Annotated in this window: 23 protein-coding genes and 1 pseudogene; 6 read left to right on the forward strand and 18 right to left on the reverse strand. The window is 50.1% G+C overall.

The features are described 5' to 3' along the window. Window positions 1–48: 48 nt before the first annotated feature. The gene (gene grdC, locus HMPREF9469_RS02515) at window positions 49–2,643 is read right to left on the reverse strand and encodes a glycine/sarcosine/betaine reductase complex component C subunit beta (RefSeq protein WP_007858848.1); all 2,595 of its coding nucleotides are present in this window, start codon (window positions 2,641–2,643) and stop codon (window positions 49–51) included. Between the two features lie 132 nt (window positions 2,644–2,775). On the opposite strand from grdC, the gene HMPREF9469_RS34010 reads away from it, so the two are divergent. Further along, a complete protein-coding gene (locus HMPREF9469_RS34010) occupies window positions 2,776–2,868 on the forward strand; it encodes a DUF6783 domain-containing protein (RefSeq protein WP_416387852.1) in 93 nt (30 codons plus the stop codon). A 110-nt stretch (window positions 2,869–2,978) separates the two neighbouring features. Here the strand turns inward: HMPREF9469_RS34010 and grdA are convergent, their stop codons facing one another. The 9 genes from grdA to HMPREF9469_RS02565 all read right to left on the reverse strand — a co-directional run bounded on the left by grdA (window position 2,979) and on the right by HMPREF9469_RS02565 (window position 11,193). Beyond that, window positions 2,979–3,449 (reverse strand): glycine/sarcosine/betaine reductase complex selenoprotein A, encoded by a 471-nt coding sequence (gene grdA, locus HMPREF9469_RS02520; protein WP_082173904.1) that lies wholly within the window; start codon window positions 3,447–3,449, stop codon window positions 2,979–2,981. Between the two features lie 47 nt (window positions 3,450–3,496). Then, complete coding sequence (gene trxA / locus HMPREF9469_RS02525; protein WP_007858851.1) at window positions 3,497–3,814, reverse strand: thioredoxin TrxA; 318 nt, start codon at window positions 3,812–3,814, stop codon at window positions 3,497–3,499. A 170-nt stretch (window positions 3,815–3,984) separates the two neighbouring features. Continuing rightward, the gene (gene trxB / locus HMPREF9469_RS02530) at window positions 3,985–4,935 is read right to left on the reverse strand and encodes a thioredoxin-disulfide reductase (RefSeq protein WP_007858852.1); all 951 of its coding nucleotides are present in this window, start codon (window positions 4,933–4,935) and stop codon (window positions 3,985–3,987) included. A gap of 113 nt (window positions 4,936–5,048) precedes the next feature. After that, window positions 5,049–5,915: a DNA-binding domain-containing protein gene (locus HMPREF9469_RS02535; protein WP_007858855.1), complete on the reverse strand. Its 867-nt coding sequence runs from the start codon at window positions 5,913–5,915 to the stop codon at window positions 5,049–5,051. Further along, complete coding sequence (locus HMPREF9469_RS02540; RefSeq protein ID WP_007858863.1) at window positions 5,912–7,048, reverse strand: YkvI family membrane protein; 1,137 nt, start codon at window positions 7,046–7,048, stop codon at window positions 5,912–5,914. The genes HMPREF9469_RS02535 and HMPREF9469_RS02540 overlap by 4 nt, the downstream gene beginning before the upstream one ends. A 128-nt stretch (window positions 7,049–7,176) precedes the next feature. Then, window positions 7,177–8,544, reverse strand: coding sequence for a sarcosine reductase complex component B subunit beta (gene grdF / locus HMPREF9469_RS02550; protein WP_465244948.1), 1,368 nt, complete (start codon window positions 8,542–8,544; stop codon window positions 7,177–7,179). After that, entirely contained in the window at window positions 8,510–9,799 is a 1,290-nt protein-coding gene (gene grdG, locus HMPREF9469_RS02555) for a sarcosine reductase complex component B subunit alpha (protein ID WP_007858867.1), read from the reverse strand. Before grdG ends, grdF begins: the two co-directional genes overlap by 35 nt. A gap of 282 nt (window positions 9,800–10,081) precedes the next feature. Then, window positions 10,082–10,762 (reverse strand): TetR/AcrR family transcriptional regulator, encoded by a 681-nt coding sequence (locus tag HMPREF9469_RS02560; protein WP_007858870.1) that lies wholly within the window; start codon window positions 10,760–10,762, stop codon window positions 10,082–10,084. 44 nt (window positions 10,763–10,806) lie between these two features. Further along, window positions 10,807–11,193, reverse strand: a complete 387-nt coding sequence (locus HMPREF9469_RS02565; RefSeq protein ID WP_007858872.1) for a GrdX family protein — start codon at window positions 11,191–11,193, stop codon at window positions 10,807–10,809. A 218-nt stretch (window positions 11,194–11,411) separates the two neighbouring features. Here HMPREF9469_RS02565 and HMPREF9469_RS02570 point away from each other — a divergent pair, with 218 nt between their 5' ends. Continuing rightward, window positions 11,412–12,032: a hypothetical protein gene (locus HMPREF9469_RS02570; protein WP_007858875.1), complete on the forward strand. Its 621-nt coding sequence runs from the start codon at window positions 11,412–11,414 to the stop codon at window positions 12,030–12,032. Window position 12,033: 1 nt separating this feature from the next. Here HMPREF9469_RS02570 and HMPREF9469_RS02575 read toward each other — a convergent pair whose 3' ends face one another. Next, window positions 12,034–12,546, reverse strand: a complete 513-nt coding sequence (locus HMPREF9469_RS02575; protein WP_007858877.1) for an SWIM zinc finger family protein — start codon at window positions 12,544–12,546, stop codon at window positions 12,034–12,036. A gap of 50 nt (window positions 12,547–12,596) precedes the next feature. Next, window positions 12,597–13,316, reverse strand: a complete 720-nt coding sequence (locus HMPREF9469_RS02580; RefSeq protein ID WP_040414902.1) for a DinB family protein — start codon at window positions 13,314–13,316, stop codon at window positions 12,597–12,599. Between the two features lie 333 nt (window positions 13,317–13,649). On the opposite strand from HMPREF9469_RS02580, the pseudogene HMPREF9469_RS02585 reads away from it, so the two are divergent. Then, window positions 13,650–13,772 (forward strand): annotated as a pseudogene (locus HMPREF9469_RS02585) (helix-turn-helix transcriptional regulator); the annotation flags it as partial. A 481-nt stretch (window positions 13,773–14,253) separates the two neighbouring features. Here HMPREF9469_RS02585 and HMPREF9469_RS02590 read toward each other — a convergent pair. The 6 genes from HMPREF9469_RS02590 to HMPREF9469_RS02615 all read right to left on the reverse strand — a co-directional run bounded on the left by HMPREF9469_RS02590 (window position 14,254) and on the right by HMPREF9469_RS02615 (window position 17,230). Further along, on the reverse strand, window positions 14,254–14,730 hold the full coding sequence (locus HMPREF9469_RS02590) for a pyridoxamine 5'-phosphate oxidase family protein (RefSeq protein WP_007858883.1): 477 nt from the start codon (window positions 14,728–14,730) through the stop codon (window positions 14,254–14,256). A gap of 388 nt (window positions 14,731–15,118) precedes the next feature. Next, window positions 15,119–15,403, reverse strand: coding sequence for a DUF6809 family protein (locus HMPREF9469_RS02595; RefSeq protein WP_007858885.1), 285 nt, complete (start codon window positions 15,401–15,403; stop codon window positions 15,119–15,121). Then, window positions 15,396–15,707 carry a hypothetical protein gene (locus tag HMPREF9469_RS02600; RefSeq protein ID WP_007858887.1) on the reverse strand — a complete coding sequence of 104 codons (312 nt, stop codon included), beginning with the start codon at window positions 15,705–15,707 and terminating at the stop codon, window positions 15,396–15,398. Before HMPREF9469_RS02600 ends, HMPREF9469_RS02595 begins: the two co-directional genes overlap by 8 nt. Continuing rightward, window positions 15,704–16,009 (reverse strand): DUF6809 family protein, encoded by a 306-nt coding sequence (locus HMPREF9469_RS02605; protein ID WP_007858889.1) that lies wholly within the window; start codon window positions 16,007–16,009, stop codon window positions 15,704–15,706. Before HMPREF9469_RS02605 ends, HMPREF9469_RS02600 begins: the two co-directional genes overlap by 4 nt. A 143-nt stretch (window positions 16,010–16,152) precedes the next feature. Continuing rightward, complete coding sequence (locus HMPREF9469_RS02610) at window positions 16,153–16,332, reverse strand: ribbon-helix-helix protein, CopG family (RefSeq protein ID WP_040414904.1); 180 nt, start codon at window positions 16,330–16,332, stop codon at window positions 16,153–16,155. Between the two features lie 85 nt (window positions 16,333–16,417). Beyond that, on the reverse strand, window positions 16,418–17,230 hold the full coding sequence (locus tag HMPREF9469_RS02615; RefSeq protein ID WP_007858897.1) for a helix-turn-helix domain-containing protein: 813 nt from the start codon (window positions 17,228–17,230) through the stop codon (window positions 16,418–16,420). Window positions 17,231–17,600: 370 nt separating this feature from the next. Here HMPREF9469_RS02615 and HMPREF9469_RS02620 point away from each other — a divergent pair, with 370 nt between their 5' ends. From HMPREF9469_RS02620 to HMPREF9469_RS02630, 3 genes are all read left to right on the forward strand, one after another. Then, window positions 17,601–17,957 (forward strand): cysteine-rich VLP protein, encoded by a 357-nt coding sequence (locus tag HMPREF9469_RS02620; RefSeq protein ID WP_007858898.1) that lies wholly within the window; start codon window positions 17,601–17,603, stop codon window positions 17,955–17,957. A 116-nt stretch (window positions 17,958–18,073) separates the two neighbouring features. After that, on the forward strand, window positions 18,074–19,021 hold the full coding sequence (mobV, locus tag HMPREF9469_RS02625; RefSeq protein ID WP_007858900.1) for a MobV family relaxase: 948 nt from the start codon (window positions 18,074–18,076) through the stop codon (window positions 19,019–19,021). Between the two features lie 51 nt (window positions 19,022–19,072). Further along, window positions 19,073–19,261 (forward strand): hypothetical protein, encoded by a 189-nt coding sequence (locus HMPREF9469_RS02630; protein WP_007858901.1) that lies wholly within the window; start codon window positions 19,073–19,075, stop codon window positions 19,259–19,261. Window positions 19,262–19,346 lie beyond the last annotated feature (85 nt).

Here is a 19,346-nt window from a genome sequence, read left to right on the forward strand (position 1 = left end):
GACAGATACCGGCGGCAGGTTTGCTTAAACTTGACTTGCGTTTATTGATCAGCCGGTGTATCCGGCTTTTTTCAAAATCTCGGCTGCCTTTTCCAGATCGGCCTCCGATATCTGGACAATGGGGCCAGTGCATCCCATGCCGCTTTCCGCGTAGATGCCTTCCTTCCAGAGCGTTTTAACCGCCTCGTCCAGGTCCATGACTTCGATCCCGGGAATGGCTGCTGTCACCACTTCCTTGGGGGGACAGGTAACTTCTTCCGCTGTCTCCTGCCCGGCAGGGGTATTCTTTGCCAGAAGCTCATCCAGGCCCGCCCTTCGGGCTGCCTCGTATTCCTTTGCCGCAACCGACTTCCAGTCTCCTGCGATCAGGCTGGCCGCATATTCCATGGCTCCTGCGATCACAGGCGCTCCCGAAGCCCTGGACACGATCATCACCAGTTTGTCATATCCTTCGCCGATCCCAGGCCCGTATCCGTACCCTGTGGCCTCGTACTGGCCGCCGGTAGTGTAGGAGGAGAATAGTTTCATCATCAGGTTTCCTGTAAGGGAATCCATAACCACCACATCCGCGGTGCCCATTAACAGGTCATTGCCCCTCATCTCCACGCCTTTGTCCGCTCTGGCAGATTCCGCAAAGGTTATGTCATATCCGTTTTCCTTCAGGGCTTTCAGGATCTTTTCACAGGACCTGGCCCCGTCTATGTTGGCAATCCCCACCGTGGGGTTTAAAACCCCGTCAGCCTTGGCGGCAATGATCCCTGCAATGGTATTCTTCACCAGGGCGGACACCCTGTCCGTATGGGAAGTGCCCGTGGTGTTGGCAATGTACATGGCCTTTCCCCTGGCAGGTGTGATCACCTTGCCCACGGTGGATACCCCGATGGGGAATGGATAATGCATGGTCACTCCTGCCTGGGCGCTCCCGGATTCCAGGGCAAACTCCATGGCCCCGTGGGCATCTGCCCCATGGCATACGTTTACCTCGATCCCCTTTCTGGCAGCCAGTCCAAGGGCCAGATCCGTATCCTCCTGTCCCTGCTCGCTTCCCTCCAGGGCAAATACGATCCTGGCTCCATGACAGGGCGCTGTGATCATTGGATGGGAGGGGCTGTGTTCCGGTATCACATGAGCGGTCTGCTGACCTGCATCCGGCCCTGCGTCCTGACCTGCCTTTCCTCCTGTCTTTCTTTCTCCCTCATTGGCCTCCACCACAAAGGATACTCCATCGAACAGATTGGTCATACGTCCCAGGAACAGTGAGCCTTTGCCCACGATCATGGCCCGTTTGGTCTTTCCCTCCATACATTCTTTTACAAGCGGCCCCAGATAAGGGACGCCGGAAGGAATATGGCCCTGGGTGGGAGCCCAGCCGGTCATTCCATGCTCTTTAACAAAGGATGGGATATCCGCCCGCTGGATCTGCTTTTTCATCACGGCCAGGGCCGCGATCATCTTATAATTGGCTTCCGGCACATCTCCCGCTCCCGCGGGTTTGGTAATGTCCGGGTTCTGAAGTTCCGGCGCGTACTTGTCAATGTCCGTAAACGTAAGCCCTGCTTTTTCAAGAGGCTCCGCCACCAGGGAACTGATCACCATCTGAGGGGCTGAACCGGTCCCGATCTTATGGCATCCCACAATATCCGTGCGGATCATGGGATGGATGCCGTCATCCTCAGAGACCAGGACTGAGAATCCTGCAATACAGTCTTCCAGCACCGGAAGTCCTTTCTTTACATGGTCCTTGCCGTTCATTCCCAGCTTGGCCGTACAGCCTCCGGCCGTGACGATCACGTGTTTAAATGTTCCTGACTTCACCAGGGCCGCCGCATGGATCATGGCATGGGCCGGGCCTGCACAGAAACCGCGCACGTCAGAACCGGTGGCGTTTTTATAACCGGCTATCTCAGCCGATGCCTTGGCAAAATTGCCTCCGCCCCTCTGGTTCATGTCCCCGCAGGCTTCCTCACAGCAGTCGATCACATATTCCACCTCATCGGGATCAAAGTTGTTCTTTCGTTTCAGTTCGATCAGCGAGATGACATTGGATGCCTTGGATACCAGATTTTCCAGCATCACATGGGCCGACAGGTTCACATCCACATCATGGGCGCGTTTTACCACTCCCACCAGCTCATCCCGGCGGATGTAAAGCCCCTCGGAATGCTCCTGGGTCACAAGACGCTCCAGCTCCTCCCCTGTCCCGTTATTCTTCAGAAGTCCTTCCAGCTGCTGCTGTGTGAACATTCCGCGCTTCTCCAGCTTATCCTTAACGGTCTGCGCAAAACCATGTTCCAGCATCACCAGCTCGAACACGTCACAGATGTGCATGACCCCGTAAAATTCATCTTCAGGAAGGATACATCCAAAGGGCCCTTCTTCCTTTGGCTCTTTCCATTTTTTGTCATAGTATGGGAATTGTGTATCCCTCAGTTCCTCGTGGGTGGCATTCCCTATGTAAACCTGGTTTGGGATATAGGAAAGCACATCCTCATATCCCCTCAGGTGTCCCGGCAGTTCCACCAGGTAATCGGAATCCGGGTTTACAACCCGCTCCGTTGTCTGTGTGGTGCCGTTATATAAAACCATATCCGGGGTGGCAGCCAATGTGTAGCTGGTCCCCTTGATTACCGGATAACCTTTCATTCTGTTGATCTCCCAATATTCGTGAATGACATGTGTCTTGTGCTGCAGATCCCGAGAAAGGGAACAGGAGGGGCTTAAGATGGTTTCACCCGCCCCAGCCTGTTTGGATCCTCACCCGGACCATGCTCTAGAGTGTGTTTGAAAATTGCTTTCTGGCAGCTGTACGTTACACTTTGTGGGAGATTTGGCCCCGATGAAGGAGGCGTAGTGGGCTACGCTGACTGAATTGGGGCCAAATATGCCGCGAAGTGGGGCGTGCTTTGTCCTAAGGGGTACCGGGCAGAGCCTGGGGGATTCCTTAGGGCAGATGGCGGGAATGAATTTTCAAACATGCTCTAATACTTGCCGTAGTCCTTGCGGATCTTCTCCACTTCCTCATGGATGGCCGGAACATCCATGACCATCTCCATCATTCCCACCTGTTCATCATAAACAGAAGGGTCTGCCTCTGCCTTTACTTCATCTTCGCAAATGTGATATACATTTAGTCCCAACTGGACTCCTGCTAAAGGACCTGCGTAAGTAGGATCTCCTGCTGTCACGGTTTCTGCGGCCAGGCCGGCGGCTTCCGCTTCAGCAGCTCCCAGAAGAACAACAATGTTCTCCGGTCCGTACTCCTCACTTAACTTTAAAACCCTTTTCTGGTTTTCCAGATCCATAGCACCCGCGGACGTTCAGACAAAGCATTCCGTTGAGGAGTAAGCTATCTTTGCGCCGGCTGTCTTTGCGCACTCTTCTATGGCCGGTCCCGGTACGCCGTCACGGTCACCGATAATGATCGCGTACTTGTCTTTTAAAACTGCCATATCATTTCCTCCTATTTCAGTTTATTTATGCGTAAGCGCTTATGGCTTTAAGCATACGTTTTGATCATTTCCTCACATGCGTCAGGTGTGGCGTCCTCTTTCACCCTGGAATCGATCATTAAACCGTCTTTGTAAACGGCAATGACCGGAAGCCCCAGAACCTTCTGGGAAATGGCAAGCCTTCTTGCCTTTGTGGTGTTTAAGGAGCAGAACTTCATTGTCTTTCCATACACCTCTTCAAAACCATGGATATGGGGCGTAAGGGCTGCGCAGGGCACACATCCGTCACCGTAAAAATCCACCAGGATATATCCCTGGGCCTTCAGCACTTCTTCCTCAAAGTTTTCCTTTGTCAAATCGATCACTTTTATGTCCTCCTGTCTCACATAACATATTTATAAATAAAACCAACCTCTGTTTCCCGTAATGTAATCGCGATAACTTTTGTCTATATTATACATGGTAATCCCGATTTAATCAAGCGCTATTTTATAATATTTACCAATTCCCTGACTGTACACCGACATTTTTTTAATCACTGCAGATCAGCCACATAATGCTCGGCCTGGCACGCGGCAATGGCTCCGTCAGCAGCAGCCGTCACCACCTGGCGCAGGGATTTGACCCTGACATCACCGGCCGCATACACGCCTGATATATTGGTGCGCATGTCTTCATCTGTCCTTATGTACCCGCCCTCCATGGCAAGGCCGGTGCCCTCAAGCAGGTCGGTATTAGGCAGGTATCCGATAAACCCAAAGAGTCCGAACATGCCGTCATCCGGGTCAGCGTTCACCTGGGTCAGTTCCCCTGTCTTAACATTTCTCACAACCATGGCGTCCAGTATTCCGTCACCCCTTACCTCATCCACCACGCTGTCCCACATAAAATGCAGTTTTTCATTTCTGAACGCCTTTTCCTGTATGGACTGGGCCGCCCTTAACTGGTCCCTTCTGTGGATCACCGTTACCTTTCTGGCAAATTTGGTGAGATAAATGGCTTCTTCTATGGCGGAGTCCCCGCCTCCCACCACATAGACCTCCATGTCCTCATAGAAATTGGCGTCACAGGTGGCGCAAAAGGAAATGCCCCTGCCCAGAAACTCCTTTTCATTTTTACATCCAATGGGTCTTGGATGGGCGCCCGTGGCTATGATCACGGTCTTTCCCTCATAAACATTGCCCTTTGTGTCCGTAAGCCGTTTCACCGGGCCTTCCAGCTCCACCTTTTCAATGGAGGCACTTACCCGGTGTACCCCGAACTTATCCACCTGCTTTGTCATGCGAGCAATGAGGGTGGCGCCGGATTCCTCCGCCTCCACCATCTGGCCCGGATAATTCTCAATATCCGAGGTGATGGCGATCTGCCCTCCATCCTGTCCTCTCTCGACCAAAAGGGTGTTTAAACGGTACCTGCCCCCGTAAAGTCCTGCTGCAAGCCCTGCCGGTCCTGCCCCCAGAATGATCAGATCATATATGGTTTCCATTTTCTCCGCCTCCTGAAACTTAATGTAATCTCCGCACAAATGTCCTTGATCAACTGCGGAATTAAATATGATAAAAATAGAATCTTCCAATATTTGACAATGCCAATGCCTCCCTACACTTCCCTGCAGCAGTCCAGCAGACCTCCAAGGAAATTCTTGATCCGCACATTTCCGTGCTTCTCACTTCTGCCCCGTATAAAGTTCATTTCCTTTTTCATCTGTTCAAAGCTGTAAAGCCTGCCCCCATATTCGTTAAACACAGGATCCGCATAGTCGTCCAGGCCTCTGGCAGCCAGATGATACATGCCGTCCGAGGCCGCCCTCCGGATACGCTGCTCCACACTCTTGGGATTTTGTTTCATCCTCCTGCACAGTTCCCGCACCGTAATGTCGCTCAGGTCCAGCTCCTGTTCAATGAGATAACTGATGATCCGGATAATATCCTTGCTTCCGGCCTCATTGAGGATCCCGATTTCCTGCAGGATCCCCTTAAGGTGCCTGATGGACAGGCTGAGGCTTACGCTGTTATCAATCTCCTCGTCCCGGTTTTGGCTTACTTCCCGGTCCGGTGTACCCATGGTCCCGCTCCTGGCCTGTTTCAGGATCCACTGCATGTTTTGAACCATTTCCATGCTGCGCAGGACGTTCCTGATCTCCGTCATGTTCACAGGCTTGTGAAGGAGCAGCTGTGCTCCCCCCTCATACGCCCTCTGTACCGTTTCCGTATCGTGGGCCGGGGACAGCATGATGATGGATGACTCAGGCAGCTTCTCCTTGATCCTGCGTATGCAGGTGATGACCTTGAGCTCCGGAAGGGGCAGGTCCGCCAGGATCACATCCGGGCGTATGCCGGGAATCCGCCTGCAGGCATCGTCCCATCCGGCCGACACCCCGGATACCTCACCCAGTTCCTCTGCTTCGATCATGCCAGTCAGTTCTGTGCGTGAGATACTGTCACAATCTATGAGATAGATTTTCATTTTGTATGTATAAACGTATCCTTTATATTCTTCCACAACATAAATAAGATCAATACGGCTCCCACATATCCGTTGATCACATAGATCACATTGACCAGGACCCTGAATGGAAGGAATAGTCCCACCAAAAGCCCCGCAATGCCTAAAATAACGGTTAAGATCTTAAACCGGGAGGTTCCTTCTTTGGCAAACCTGGCACAGGGATTGTACAAAAGAGGCACTGCTGTTGTGTAGATGCCTGCAAATACCACCACCGCAAATATGGATGCAAATGGTTTCCATATGCGCTCTGCCAGGATCAGGTTGGGGATATCTGCATTCCACACAAAGATCCCGTTGTTGCTGACACCGGCCGTATTGATATTGGCGATCTGGGCAAGCATGATTAATATTATGGCCACGCACACAGCCACTGTTCCCAGATAAACTCCATATTCCACGTCTTTTTTCCGATTATTAGCTCCCAATGCTGCTGTAAAGCTGGCAAACCACAGCAGCACGAATCCCGCATAGGACAAACTGGAGATCACCCAGTTGGGTCCTGCATTTTTTATGGTCTCACTGCCTGCCTGTGCGAATGCGCCGCTGTGTATGATCTCCAGCCCCGCGCCGATCTGTCCGCCGTCCCTTACCAGGGTCACCGCACCGATTCCAATGCACAGTATTACAATGGCAGGCCCTACCAGACCGATCTTATCTACCAGTGAATTCAGCCCGCCTACCACGGTCAGGATGGCAAGGGCTGCCAGGATCACCCCTCCCACCACAAAGGGAAGGCCGTACTGCTGGTTTAAGGTGGATGCTGCTCCCCCTACCATGACAAAGAATGACATATAGCAGAACACGGTTGAATAATAGTCCATAAATGTTCCGATATAGGTTCCGCAGTAGAACTTGTAAACGTCATTCCCCTTTTCAAAATGTTCCTCTGCGCCTGCTTTGGCAAAATTGTAATTGTAGTAGATAAAGCAGACCGCAAACAGTAATATTGTCAGGATCCCCTGCACGCCATATGCAGTAAAATATTGAATGATTTCCTGTCCTGTGGCAAATCCTGAGCCGATGGTAAATGCTATCACCGCCCCCGCAAGTATCAGCACCCGGCTCCAGTTAACTTTCTGATCATTTTCCATATGTCTTCTCCTCTTAGCAGACCTGGCTGCCGCGGGGGCACAGCAGCGTCCGGGAAACGGCTGTTTAGGCCGGATCCCGGAGCGTGTCTGAAAATTGCTTTCTGCCACGCCACAGCAGCCTTCAGCAATTATTTTTCAAACACTGTCTGTCCTTCCACCGGTGTTTCCAGGGCTTTAAGCGCCCTTCTCACCATGGATAAGCGGAGTTTGTAGCTGTCAGTCTCACCCTGCGGCGGGTCGCCCAGTGGGTAGGGGATACCTATGCCGGGGATGATACGATTGGCACCGATCGTCAGGGAGATAGGAACAACGGTTGCCATATGAACTACAGGAAGACCATACTTCTCAATACCTTTCACCATCGTTGCACCGCAACGAGTACAGGTCCCTCAGGTGGAGACGAGGATGACCCCGTCCACATGTTCATCAACAAACATTTTTCCAATCTCGGTCCCGAACCTGGCCGCTGACGCGGTGGCTGTTCCGGTACCGGTAGTAGCACAGAAATAGTTGACAAGTTCTCCGAACTCACCTTCTCTTTCCAGCTCTCTGAGCGCATCTAAGGGGACCACCACATTGGGGTCCGCGATGGCAAACTGGCGGTCATATCCGCCGTGGATGGATGTGAAATCATCCGGTGACAGCCGGTCCATTCCGGTCATGTCATATTTGCCCCACTTGGTGGCATTGGATGACTCGATGTGGTCCGGGTTCCCTGTGGGCACGATCCCTCCGGAGGTGACAACCGCGATCCTGGCTTTCTTTATATCCTTAATAGGAGCGGCAGGCTCAACCCGGTCAAACTTGGGCATGGGCAGGTCTGTCTCAAAGGCCTCGCCCTTTAACTTCTTCACCAGCATCTCAACCGCCCGCTCAGAACCTCTCTTTTCCGCAAAATAGTTCACCCGGATCCCTCTTTCAAGATATCCTTCCTCTGAGGGTCCCAGGATCTCCTGCCCCCGGGCCAACTTCTTGACCAGGGCTGATATAACAGGAAGCACCTTGGGCATACCGGCCGCGGAATTTGGAGTGCTCACGATCAAAAGATCCTTGCGGAACATATCCACACCGGGATTCTCCTCGTACATTCCGGTGATGACCGGTATCATAAGGCGTTCTTCCACCGCTTTGCAGATCGTGCCGCAGGCCACGCCGTAACGTCCGGCGTTAAATGCAGGCCCTGCCACGAACACATCCGGTCCGTATTCCTTTACCATCTCAATAACGGTATCCGTAGCTGCATCCAGGTTTTCCCCAAAATAGTTATCGCCGCAGATAACAGTAGCCGCGATCTCATAGTCACTTCCCAGCGCGGCCTGAAGCCCTCTGCCCGGTCCTACAGCGCCCTGGCGGACTTCAGGCATATGGTCGGCCTTTTCTTCCCCGCCGATACCGGCAAAGAACTGGTTAATATAATGTACTACTTTATATTTAGCCATGTTTCCATCTCCTTTGATTGATTTAATATCCTCTTGCTGCCAGCTTGTTAAAACCATTGGCAATGGTGGAGGCGATGATGATCTGAAGCTCCGCCTCAAAGCTGCCGTCAGGGTTCTTGCACCCGTCCCAGCCCCCGATCTGCATCTCGATAAATTCCTGGGTGCCGATGACCTTATCCATGGCAGGGAATATAAGTGTGGCATTGCCCTGACCGCAGGATGCCAGCGCATCCGCTTCCCGGCACACATCCGCCAGTGACTGGGACTTGCCGTCCTTGCCCGGGAACTCATCTGTGATCAGAACCACCTTGGTCCCCGCATTCTCCACCTTGCGGCAGTTCATCATCAGGTCTGTATCCGGATTTCCATATCCCTCCTCGGTGATCAGGACACCGTCCAGGCCCATCCAGCTGCACAGCTTTGCAACCATATCGGAATGGCGCTCCTTATCTGCCAGGAATACATTCTCATTAGTGAGGATCACTCCCATGAAGTTGATGTCTTTGCCGTGATGTTTGAAGCAGTCCTCGATCACCGGATTGTGGAAATGATGGTATGTGGTAACCTTGTCACAGGGAGCCACACAGTTGCCTGAGACAATGGCTCCGTCCATGATCTCCGTGGGATACATAAAGGTGGGAACAAACTGCTTGGCATCCACTCCGTAATAATATGTATCATGGAGAAGTCCCTGGGACTGCAGCATGTGGATGTAACCTACCTTTGGAAGGTCCGGATACATGGCCGCCTGCTCAAAGATCGGTTTTGTCTCATAGGTGACGATCTCATCCGGCTCCAGGTCCCTTGCTGCCTCGCCAAGGTAGGCAGCTACCTTTAATCCTGCCATGCGCGCCGCCTTCTCGTACACATGGGTCTCCAGGCCATCGGCCGGTTCCACCACCAGGCAGAGATTATTGGTCTTGGAGAAGGGGCAGTAATCCGCGGCAGGGCCGCTCATATCGATCACGCCTTCCTGGAATCCCACGATCCTGCCTGCTGTTATGACGCAGCATCCTTCCAGGGCATGGGTCCTTCCGGCGCCCACCTGAGGGCTTACCTTGCCCACCACACCCGGAAAAATCTCTCCGCCTCCGCTGACCTTGACCCTTGGTTCGATCACATCCTTTACAGGGGTGATCCTTACCGACTCACCCGGCCTCGCAATGTCAACATGGCAGCCTGCCAGCTTGTCGTCTTCCAGGACAAGGGTTTCAACTTCCTTTTTGCTGACATGGAGGACGCCGTCCTTCACGTGAGTCTTGTCGTCGAATCGGATATCTTTTATAAAGATTTTTCCCAATTCAAGCTTCATATAAAATACCTCCCACTTCTTTATGATTTACTGTCCTTTTCCCGGCATTCTTTCACCCACTCCGGCAAAATTACAGCATTTTTACAATTGACAAAATTTGTTATTGTGTAAAAATTATAGTTTTAAAATAGTAATCGCGATAACTTATGTATAGAATATAACATATGTTATCGCGATTATCAATGGATTTATTGAAGTCTTTTGTTACTTTCTGTAGGAAACCTGTTTTTCGTCATTTTGTTATATTTTTGACATTGTTTTTGTACACTTTTACCACTAAAACTATTTGGGAACAAAGTCACTGGCATAAAGCCTGGTTATCTCCTTGCTCTCTGAGATAAACCGTTCCACCAGTTCAGGTATCTCCCCCCGCTCCACGCCGTGTTCCTGGACAAACTTAAAATATCCCAGAAACAGTGTACAAAGGATGTGGTTCAGCTTTCCGGCGTTTTCCTCCGTGATCTTGCCTTCCGCCACAAGATGTTTGCAGATAAAATAATCCCGGTCATAATATCCGGGGATCTCCAGCATCTCCTTGACCAGCGGGCTGACCCGTATGATGGCATCCGGGAACATCTCATAATATTCCTTCAGCGCCTCCCCCAGGTCCCTGTTGATATTCTGATAGAACACGGACTCAAATGCCTCCGGATTGCGGAATGCCTCCGTTGCGTAGGAACGCCATATGCCAAAATGCACATCCCACATATCCTTCCATTCCTTTTCCCGAATGGAAAGGTCCAGGATATATTCATTGAGGGCATCCAGCTGGGCATAGAACAAAAGCTCGTCCAGATTGTCAAAGTACCGGTACATGCTGGCAGAAGAGCATCCCAGTTCCGATGCCATGCGGCGTATGCTGACCGCCCCGACTCCCTCCTCCTTAATAATCCCGCTTGCCAATTCCACGTAATCTTTTCTGCTCAGATCCTTAAAATAGGACGTTCCTGATCGTTTCTTCATGGTTTCTCACACTCCGCTCCCTGTCAATCACTGCAGTCTGTCCCCTACAGCCTTGGAATCACATTTTCAATCATCGACAGATCAATGGTCTTGTAGTCATAAGCCGTCTTCTCATCATACTCCGGGATCTTTTTTATGGAATTCCATTTCTCATAAGTCTCCAGGGCATTTTCTATGAGGCACACATCCTCCGCCTCACCGCTTCCCTGTACGCCGTATAACAGTATGGTCCTGTAGGGCGTCTGATTGGGTTTTAAGCTGGATGCCTGAGGATGGGTCAGAAGCTTGTGCCCGGTATGGATCAGATCCCTGGCTTTTTTAAGCACCTCCTCGTAGGTATCCATCATAAATACATGATTCACGCTGTCCCCCCACTTCCCGGCCGCCCGGTCATTGTTGGTGACCAGGATACACTTTCCCAGTTCAAACATTGAGTCCACCTCCTTTCATTTCTAAGATTTTGATGCTTTTATTATCTTACATCATATTTATTATTCAGTCAATTTGTGGTAGAGTTAATTCTAATAGTGTACGCTCGGAATCTCCCGGTACTCAGATTTGTGAGATGATTTTTAGTCAGTTGTGCACCAATTTATGAGGCGTACACGGTGTGTACGTTGATTAAATAAGCAAAAGGAGGGTCTTAGGTATGTGGAGTTTATATTGGGTTATATTGATCGTCCTGGTGCTGTTCGCCCTGTATCAGATTGCGGTCTCAAGGGCCGTGCAGATGGCTGATGAAATGATCGGGGCGGCACCGGAAGATGAGATTCCAAAGCTGGTCCAGATACGGAACCTGAAGGAGGCCGGCATCACATTTCGCACCGAGGCCCTGGAACAGGAATTTATATTTGACCATTCAGGCAATGAGTACTATGCAGCCCATCCTTATTATGCACTGCTGACCGATGCCGGGGCCAGGGGGATCCTTGCCAATGTTTACGGCATCATCGACAGGGAATGTATCTATGACGATGAATACGGAAAGATCCTGAAAGGGCTGGCAGATATCTCCGGCCTGGATATCACCCATATCACCTGCCCTGGACGGCATACGGTTTCCTGGCAGCTGAAGGGAAGGACCTTTTACTGGAGAGGAAAAAAGCAGAGGGATTGGGCCGACCACCGGATCGGGACTGCCCTGAACCGCTTCTGCAAGGGGGAACAGCGCATTTTTACAGACAATTCCCACCTGGGGATCATTTTCTTTTATGGAACCGTGGCTCAGGCCGAAAACCTGAACCGGGAGTTCGGCCTCCGGTTCCGGTAAGTCATCCTTCCTTTTTCTCAAATTCCTTTTGAAACGCGGTCAGATCCTGCCCTTCCAGCTGCTTATTCAGCTTTTTTATCCGGGCAGTCCTGTTGACCTTTTTTGTCTCCCTACCCCGGACGGCTCCATCCCCAAACGATTCTTCCCCATGTTCTTCCTTTTTGGCTTCCCTGGCTTCCTTCTTTGCCCGTTTGGACAGAATATCCTCAGGTATCTCACACAATTCCCACTGGCGGTCCTGGGTCATTTCCATAAGGAGCGCCAGCCCGTGCTTGCAGGGAAACTGGCGGCTGGGGCAGCTGCACCGGCACAGGGGTGCCGACCCATCTATAAAGTCCGCGGACACGGTGTACACTGAACTGCCGCTGCCCTTACACTGGCCCGCGTAATATGTATCATCCGCCGAACGTTCCCATTTGATAAATCCATTGCCCCGGGATATCTTCCTGGCATTATTCACCGCATTGGCATTGGGCGCCATGGCCGTGATCCGCTGTTCGTCTATTTGTCTCATGAGTAATTCCCTCCTTCTCCCATATGTGTACTTTTAAAATCTCCTGGTGCTCAGATCTTCCTCTTTCTTGTCCTGATCCATTCCTTCCATCTGCAGCAGTCATTCAGATGGAGGATCACATGACGGGTGGGAGGCATTAACAAAAGGCCTGCCACATCCTTTTGGCCCCAGTAATCCAAAAGCCAGAGGGATTCCTCCTGCTTTGTCACCCCACCCTCCTTAAGAATCTGTTCCAATTGCACAGGAGATACCCTGCGCTTCATATCATCCGGCGTAAGATTGGTAACGATCTCCCTAGTCCGTCTTCCCACACAGTTGCGGTATTGGAGCAGTTCCTCCATATCCAGTTCCCTGCTTAAGCCTATGATCTCACTGTCGGTAAGGGCATTTCCTGTATCTGTAATAGAGGCCCTCATCCTCTCTTTCCACTCCTGGTCAAACAGCTGTCCCTGTTCCGCCACCAGCATCCCCATGGTCAGATCTTCGATCCTTGCAATATGCCAGAGCGCCCAGGCAATGGTTTCGTCCTTTGCAGTGGGCATGACCGCATATTCATCTGTGGACAGGTCATTAAACAGCTTGTCTACCTCATTGGGGACCTGGCACCTTTGATCCCCGTCAGCCTTGTCAGTTCCAGGCATACCTGTAAGATGCAGCGCTCCGTGGAGCTCCATAAACAGCTGTTTTGCTTCCTCCAGGCGATCTGTTTTCCGTATCATACGGCTCAGTTCCTTATGTATTTCACTTAAACCACTTCCAAAATATTTCATCTGTCCCTCCCGTTGAGTCTCACTCATTGACCGCGTACAGCACGGCCAGCCGTATCTGGGCAAACAGTTCATCCGTCATTCTCCCCTGTTTTTAAATAACTGTATTTTCTCTATTTTACCACTATGCCGCTTCTATTTCCACTTAATTACAGATATCTTACCCTGCGATTATTTTCCGGGTTTTTCTGGCTATTTATGTTTTTTCCCTGTAAAATAAAGGGGGCAACTAAAAGTAGCGTCAAAAATGTAAAAGGAAACATGAAGTTGGTGGCAGTGGCTTCAGGGCAACTGTAGAATAAACCTATCAAGTTCAGTGTACAGGAGGAATAATAAATGAGTTTTTCAGAAAATATGCAGTATTTGAGAAAAAAAGAAAACCTGACCCAGGAACAGTTGGCGGAACGCCTGGATGTTTCCAGGCAGGCCGTGTCCAAGTGGGAGTCCGGAGTTTCACATAGTTAAAGATATGTAACCACAACTCACGCTTACCTTGCCTGTGGCAATACAGCCCGGAGGGCTGATAACAAGAAACGGCGGTACGCGCCTCGTTAAGAGGTGGCGTATCGCCGTTTCTTGTGGGGGTATCAAAAGGGGGCAGCGCCCCTTTTTGCACACGACTTTGCGAAGCAAAGTGTAGTGTGTTATACGCTCTGTCGGCGTTGCCGCGAAAATGCCGTTGCCGCCGGGACGGGCAACGGCATTTTGAAGCGGCAGGAAAACGGGCGGGATTTGTGACTGATAAGGAGAAAATCTTTGCCCGCTTTCATCAGACGACAGGGCGTATATGGAAACTCTAGCTTATGTAATTCTTCCGGCTTCGGGCCAACTTGTCCCGAAGTGACTTAAATGGTTGATGTTGACAAACTGGAATTGTAAGTGCGCCTTATCACAATAGAGTGCTTAATAGATAACACTTAACGCCTAATTTAATTGACAGCTATCTAACTTCTACCTTATTTACAAAATCCAAATCATAACGCAAGGCACCGTGGTCTCTGAATATCGTTGCACTTGTAATACGGATTGCCAAAATAACACAGTTTTCATCCTGCTCATTATTTGCTTCGTCATACCACTCGGCAAATACTTCACGAAGTTTCGTTCTTAGCGTAGCGTTTTTGGGTTCTAAAATCCATCCAAGGTTTTCTCCAATCCCGTGTCCGTATATCCCCTCAAAGCAAACTGAAAACGCAACCTCTTTGTTTTGAGCAATCTCCCGCATTTTATTTGATTTAGCTGATGTTGTAACATAAAACACGCCATCTTCATAATAAGCGCTCACATCACGGACGCTGGGGCGGGGGAAACCATCAGCACTCGGTTCCATAGCAATAGTTGAGAGCGCAATGGCATTATCTTTCTTGTTTCCACAACTTTCTTCGATTAATTTCATTCCTTCTTCATACCTGTTCATTGTCACTTCCTCCATCAATTCAAATTTGTCGTTTTCCTATTCAGTGAACTTCGGGCCAACTTGACCCGAAGTAACCATAATTAAAACATAGCAGAAGGGCCAGCAATCGTCAAGGATAAAATGGACGGCTCCGCCGGCCTTGACAATTACTGACCATTCCGCAAATCGGTAGACAAGACGGACAATCCCATACTGCGCTTGTCCGCCCACAATTTATTTTAATAAAGCACATCAGACTTCGGGGCAAGTTGGCCCGAAGCCACAATTCTAACTATGGTATATATTCTGTTCTTTGGATAAGGCCGGGGGCGTGGGGGCAGAGCCACCACAGGAACCAACCGGCAGAAAGAAACCAGCGGAACCGGATAGGTGAAGCGGCGATGGAGTATCAGACTTCCGGCCCGTCCTCGCCTTTCAGAATTTCCAGCATGAGCGAAGCGCCCAGCTTAAAACCACATAAGAAATTTTCATAGCCATACATGGCGGAAGTTTCTATATACATTTCTCCCAATGCTTCTAAACGCTCGCTATCCTCCGCATTAAGTTTGGTCTGTAATGCCTCCCGTTCGTCACTAATTTTTCGGGTTAAGGGACGATATTTGGGATTGGTGGGGACGATATTTTCTGACGGATAAATCTCACCATTATAAAGCTGTTCAAGAATTTTATTCATTAAACCGCACCTCTGTATCTAAGGCATTAAGGAAAGAGAGGATTTGAACACAATCCCGCATACCCTGTAAATAGGTTTCGTCCAACTCGAAGTTCTGCTTTACTATCTCACCCTCATAGTGGCGGCGTATTGTAATGCGTTCACGCTTATTCAACTTGTGAAGCAGTTTATCAACTTTTTCTTCACCCTTTTCTTGCTGGCGGCACCGCTCTATGTATGCCGGGTTATTGCGGAGCCGCAACAACGCAAACTCTATTCTTGCGATTACAAAATCTTTATACGCTCTTTGTTCTCCTCCCATCATGCTGTTTCTTCCTCCGCATCAAGAAGCAGGCCGCTGGCTCCCATGAATACCTCAATCATCATAAGAGCGCCTACACGATACCCACGGATAAATCTATCCACTTGGTAAATATGGCTTTCATCTGATTGCGCGTCACGGAATTGTTCAAACAGTTCCTTTTCCTCGTCATTCAGTTTCGTGTCAAGGGTTTCGGCTGTTTCATACATGGCCTTGATGGCTTTTCTGTATTCGTGATTTCCCCTGTATGTTGTTGGATTGATAGCCAGGTTATCTTCTGCAAATGCTTCTAAAATCCTATTCATAATCATTCCGTCCTTTCAGTTTAATTTCCACAACTCCTTGCAAGACGGAACCGCACAGTGTATAATATTTATGCGGTTTGCCTTTTGAGGTAGCTGCACATGGAAACGGCGTACTTTCTTAGCCGGAGGTCGCCGTTTCTCCTTTACTTTTTCAGACTTTCATGCACCATATCAATTCCTTTACGGACAACATCAGAACGGGAAGTTTCAAGTTCTTGTGTACATTCGTCAAGTTTTTCTTTTGTTTCTTTACTTACTCGAACGAATATTCTGTCTGTCATTGAATCGTCAGAGGGTGGACGGCCTATCTTTTTTTGCGCCATTATTTCACCTCGCTTTCCTGTGCGCACATTAATTATATTCCTGTGCGCACAAAAAGTCAATGTTCTCTTTTTAAAGAAATTTCTGTTACTTCCGTTTCTTTCCACGTTTACTACCCGGACTTTTTAAGTGTTTGGACTTTCCAAACGCTTTCATCAATATCCGCATTTCTTCCGGTGATAACCTGTTATAATCAATCCCCAACTGACCTAAGAGCGCGGCAATCTGTTTTTCCTGCGTACTCCCTTTGAAATTCTCCGCGTCTGCAAGCGCCTTTTTCAGTTGGGCGGCAACAGAGAGTTCGGGGGCGCTGGTGCTGTCTCCTTTGTGGGCCTTCCGGATATCCCGGATAATCTCGTCAATATCCCCATGAACCATGTCGCTGAAATACCTGTCCTCGTTGATATGTGCCGTTCCCAGCGTCTTAATTATCCTGTCATTTTCGCCGGGGCGGTATTGCTCGATAATCTCCACCCGCGCCAGATCAACCACACTGTTTAGGCTCTGTATCTGCATGGCGGCAATTCCGTCCACATAAATTTCTATGTCAGCCATCAATTTAACAAAATCCCTATGTACCGCCATTTCACAAAGAAGCCGGGTATTGATTTTTCCGCTTTTCAATAACCCTATCATTTCATCACTCAAATGCAGGCCGGAAAGGTCTGTGGCTGGGTGATTTTTATTTTCCGTCATTCCCAGCAGATAATCTGTGGACACTCCATAAAATTTTGCCAATGTGATAATGCTGGTGTGGCTGATGTCCTTGTAATCCTCTGTTTCATACTGCCCCAGAGCAGAACGGGAAATGCCCGTCTGCTCCGCAAGCTGTTCAAGGTTCAGCCCATGGCCCACTCTTAAATCCTTTAATTTCTCCTGTATTGTCAAGCTCACATTCATGCCTGCCGCCCCTCCTTTCCCCCTGTTCAATCTCCGTTCCCATTATATCACAGTCTTTTCCATAAGCGTGGAAATTTCTGATATTTACCCGGATTTCCAACCTCTTGGATATACGGGTAAAGGGACTTTAAACGTGTACACTTATCTTAGTTCACCGGTGAATAACACAAGTGAATGACCGTCTGAAAGAGATACCACCCGCAGGAGAAGCGCCGCCGTGACACTGCCTCTGGACATTTTGTCCAGAAGTCACTTCGGGCCAACTTGGCCCGAAGCCGGGACAGCGCGCCAATGCGGGGACACGCCGCCGGGAGGGGGCAGGAACGGCTTTCGGGGAGAACGGCAGAGAGAACATAATGGAGGACAAACTATGTCAAGACAAATGACCCCGGCCCAGCGCCGGAAAGCAGTCACCTTAATTCGTTCAACCTGTTGCAACTATGACAACGGCAACTGTATCGCTTTAGACGATGGGGAGGAATGTGTCTGTGTACAGAGCATTTCCTACACCCTTATCTGTAAATGGTTCTTGAACGCCGTACTTCCGGCAGACAAGACTTTATACGCCGAGATTATGGGACAGGGCGTAAAGCGATGTGTTATCTGCGGCGGGACTTTCGCCCCTCGCTCCAACCGGGCAAAGTATTGTAAAGACTGCGCCCGGAGAGTACACCGCAGACAGAAGAACGCCAGCGATAGGAAACACAGGGGAAAAGCGGACAATTAGGGGCGCGGAAAGACCCGTTCTACAAGGCTTTGCGGGCGCTGTTTCCGGGGTGGTGGTATGTTTGTACCTCTCCCCCGGAAAACAGGCTCCTAACCGTAACCGACAGGAGGGACGATATGCCGCAATATGCGATTTTACGTTTTGAGAAGCACAAGGGCACTCCGGCCCGGGCGATGGAGGCCCACCATGAGCGCCAGAAAGAGAAATACGCCAGCAATCCCGACATAGACACGGCAAAAAGCAAGAACAATTTTCACATAGTCAAACCACAAGGAAGATACTATCACTTTATCCAGAGCCGTATTGAGCAGGCCGGGTGCCGCACCCGCAAGGACAGTACCCGGTTTGTTGATACACTGATAACCGCCAGCCCGGAATTTTTCAAGGGGAAAAGCGTTAAGGAAACGGCGGCATTTTTTCAGCGCGCGGCTGACTTCCTTATCCAGCGGGTAGGGAAAGAAAACATCATTTCCGCCGTAGTCCATATGGACGAGAAAACACCGCACCTGCATTTGACCTTTGTGCCGCTGACAAAAGACAACCGCCTTTGTGCAAAGGAAATCTTGGGAGGGCGCGCGGATTTAAGCCGCTGGCAGGACGATTTTTACTCCCACATGATACAGGCATTCCCGGACTTGGAACGCGGCGAAAGCGCCCGTGAGACAGGACGGAAACATATCCCCACCCGGATATTCAAACAGGCGGTACACCTCACCAGACAGGCCCAGAGAATAGAAACGGTACTATCGGGTATCAATCCCTTGAACGCGGCGAAGAAGCGTGAAGAAGTTCTTTCCCTTTTGGAAAAGTTTTTCCCGGAGATGGAGGATTTTGAGAGCGTACTCAAAAAGTATAAGAGCGGATTTACCCGTCTGGAAAAGGAGAACGCCGCTCTTGCACAACGCGCGAAAGCGGGGGACGAAAAGAAGATAAAGACACAGCTTGAACGTGGAAAGCTGGAAAGCGAACTGCGGGAACTGCGCCGCATTGTGGACGCTATCCCGGAGGATTTAAAACGGCAGATACAGGCCGCCCAGCGCGGCCAGACCGGGCGGCAGAGATAGCCGCCCTTGTACCTTGACAACCGAATATTGATGATTGAGAAAGGAAACTGAATGGAAAAAAGCCAGAGCATTTCCCCGGCCAAACAGGGCCAGCTTTTACAGACAGAGAACGGAACACAGTATTTTATCTGTGGGAAAAGCCGCATTAAGGTATCGGAGCATTTCGCAGTGGAGGGACGGCCTCTTGGTGAACTGATTGCCGATGTAATCCGGCACTCTGCGGACAAAAATCCCACCTGATCCACAACATTGATTACAGCCCGCGCTTATGATATACTTTACCTATACAGGCAAGGTATTGTAATAAGCGTGGGTTGTTTCTTTT

The sequence above is a fragment of the [Clostridium] citroniae WAL-17108 genome, assembly GCF_000233455.1.
Taxonomy (GTDB): Bacteria; Bacillota; Clostridia; order Lachnospirales; family Lachnospiraceae; genus Enterocloster; species Enterocloster citroniae.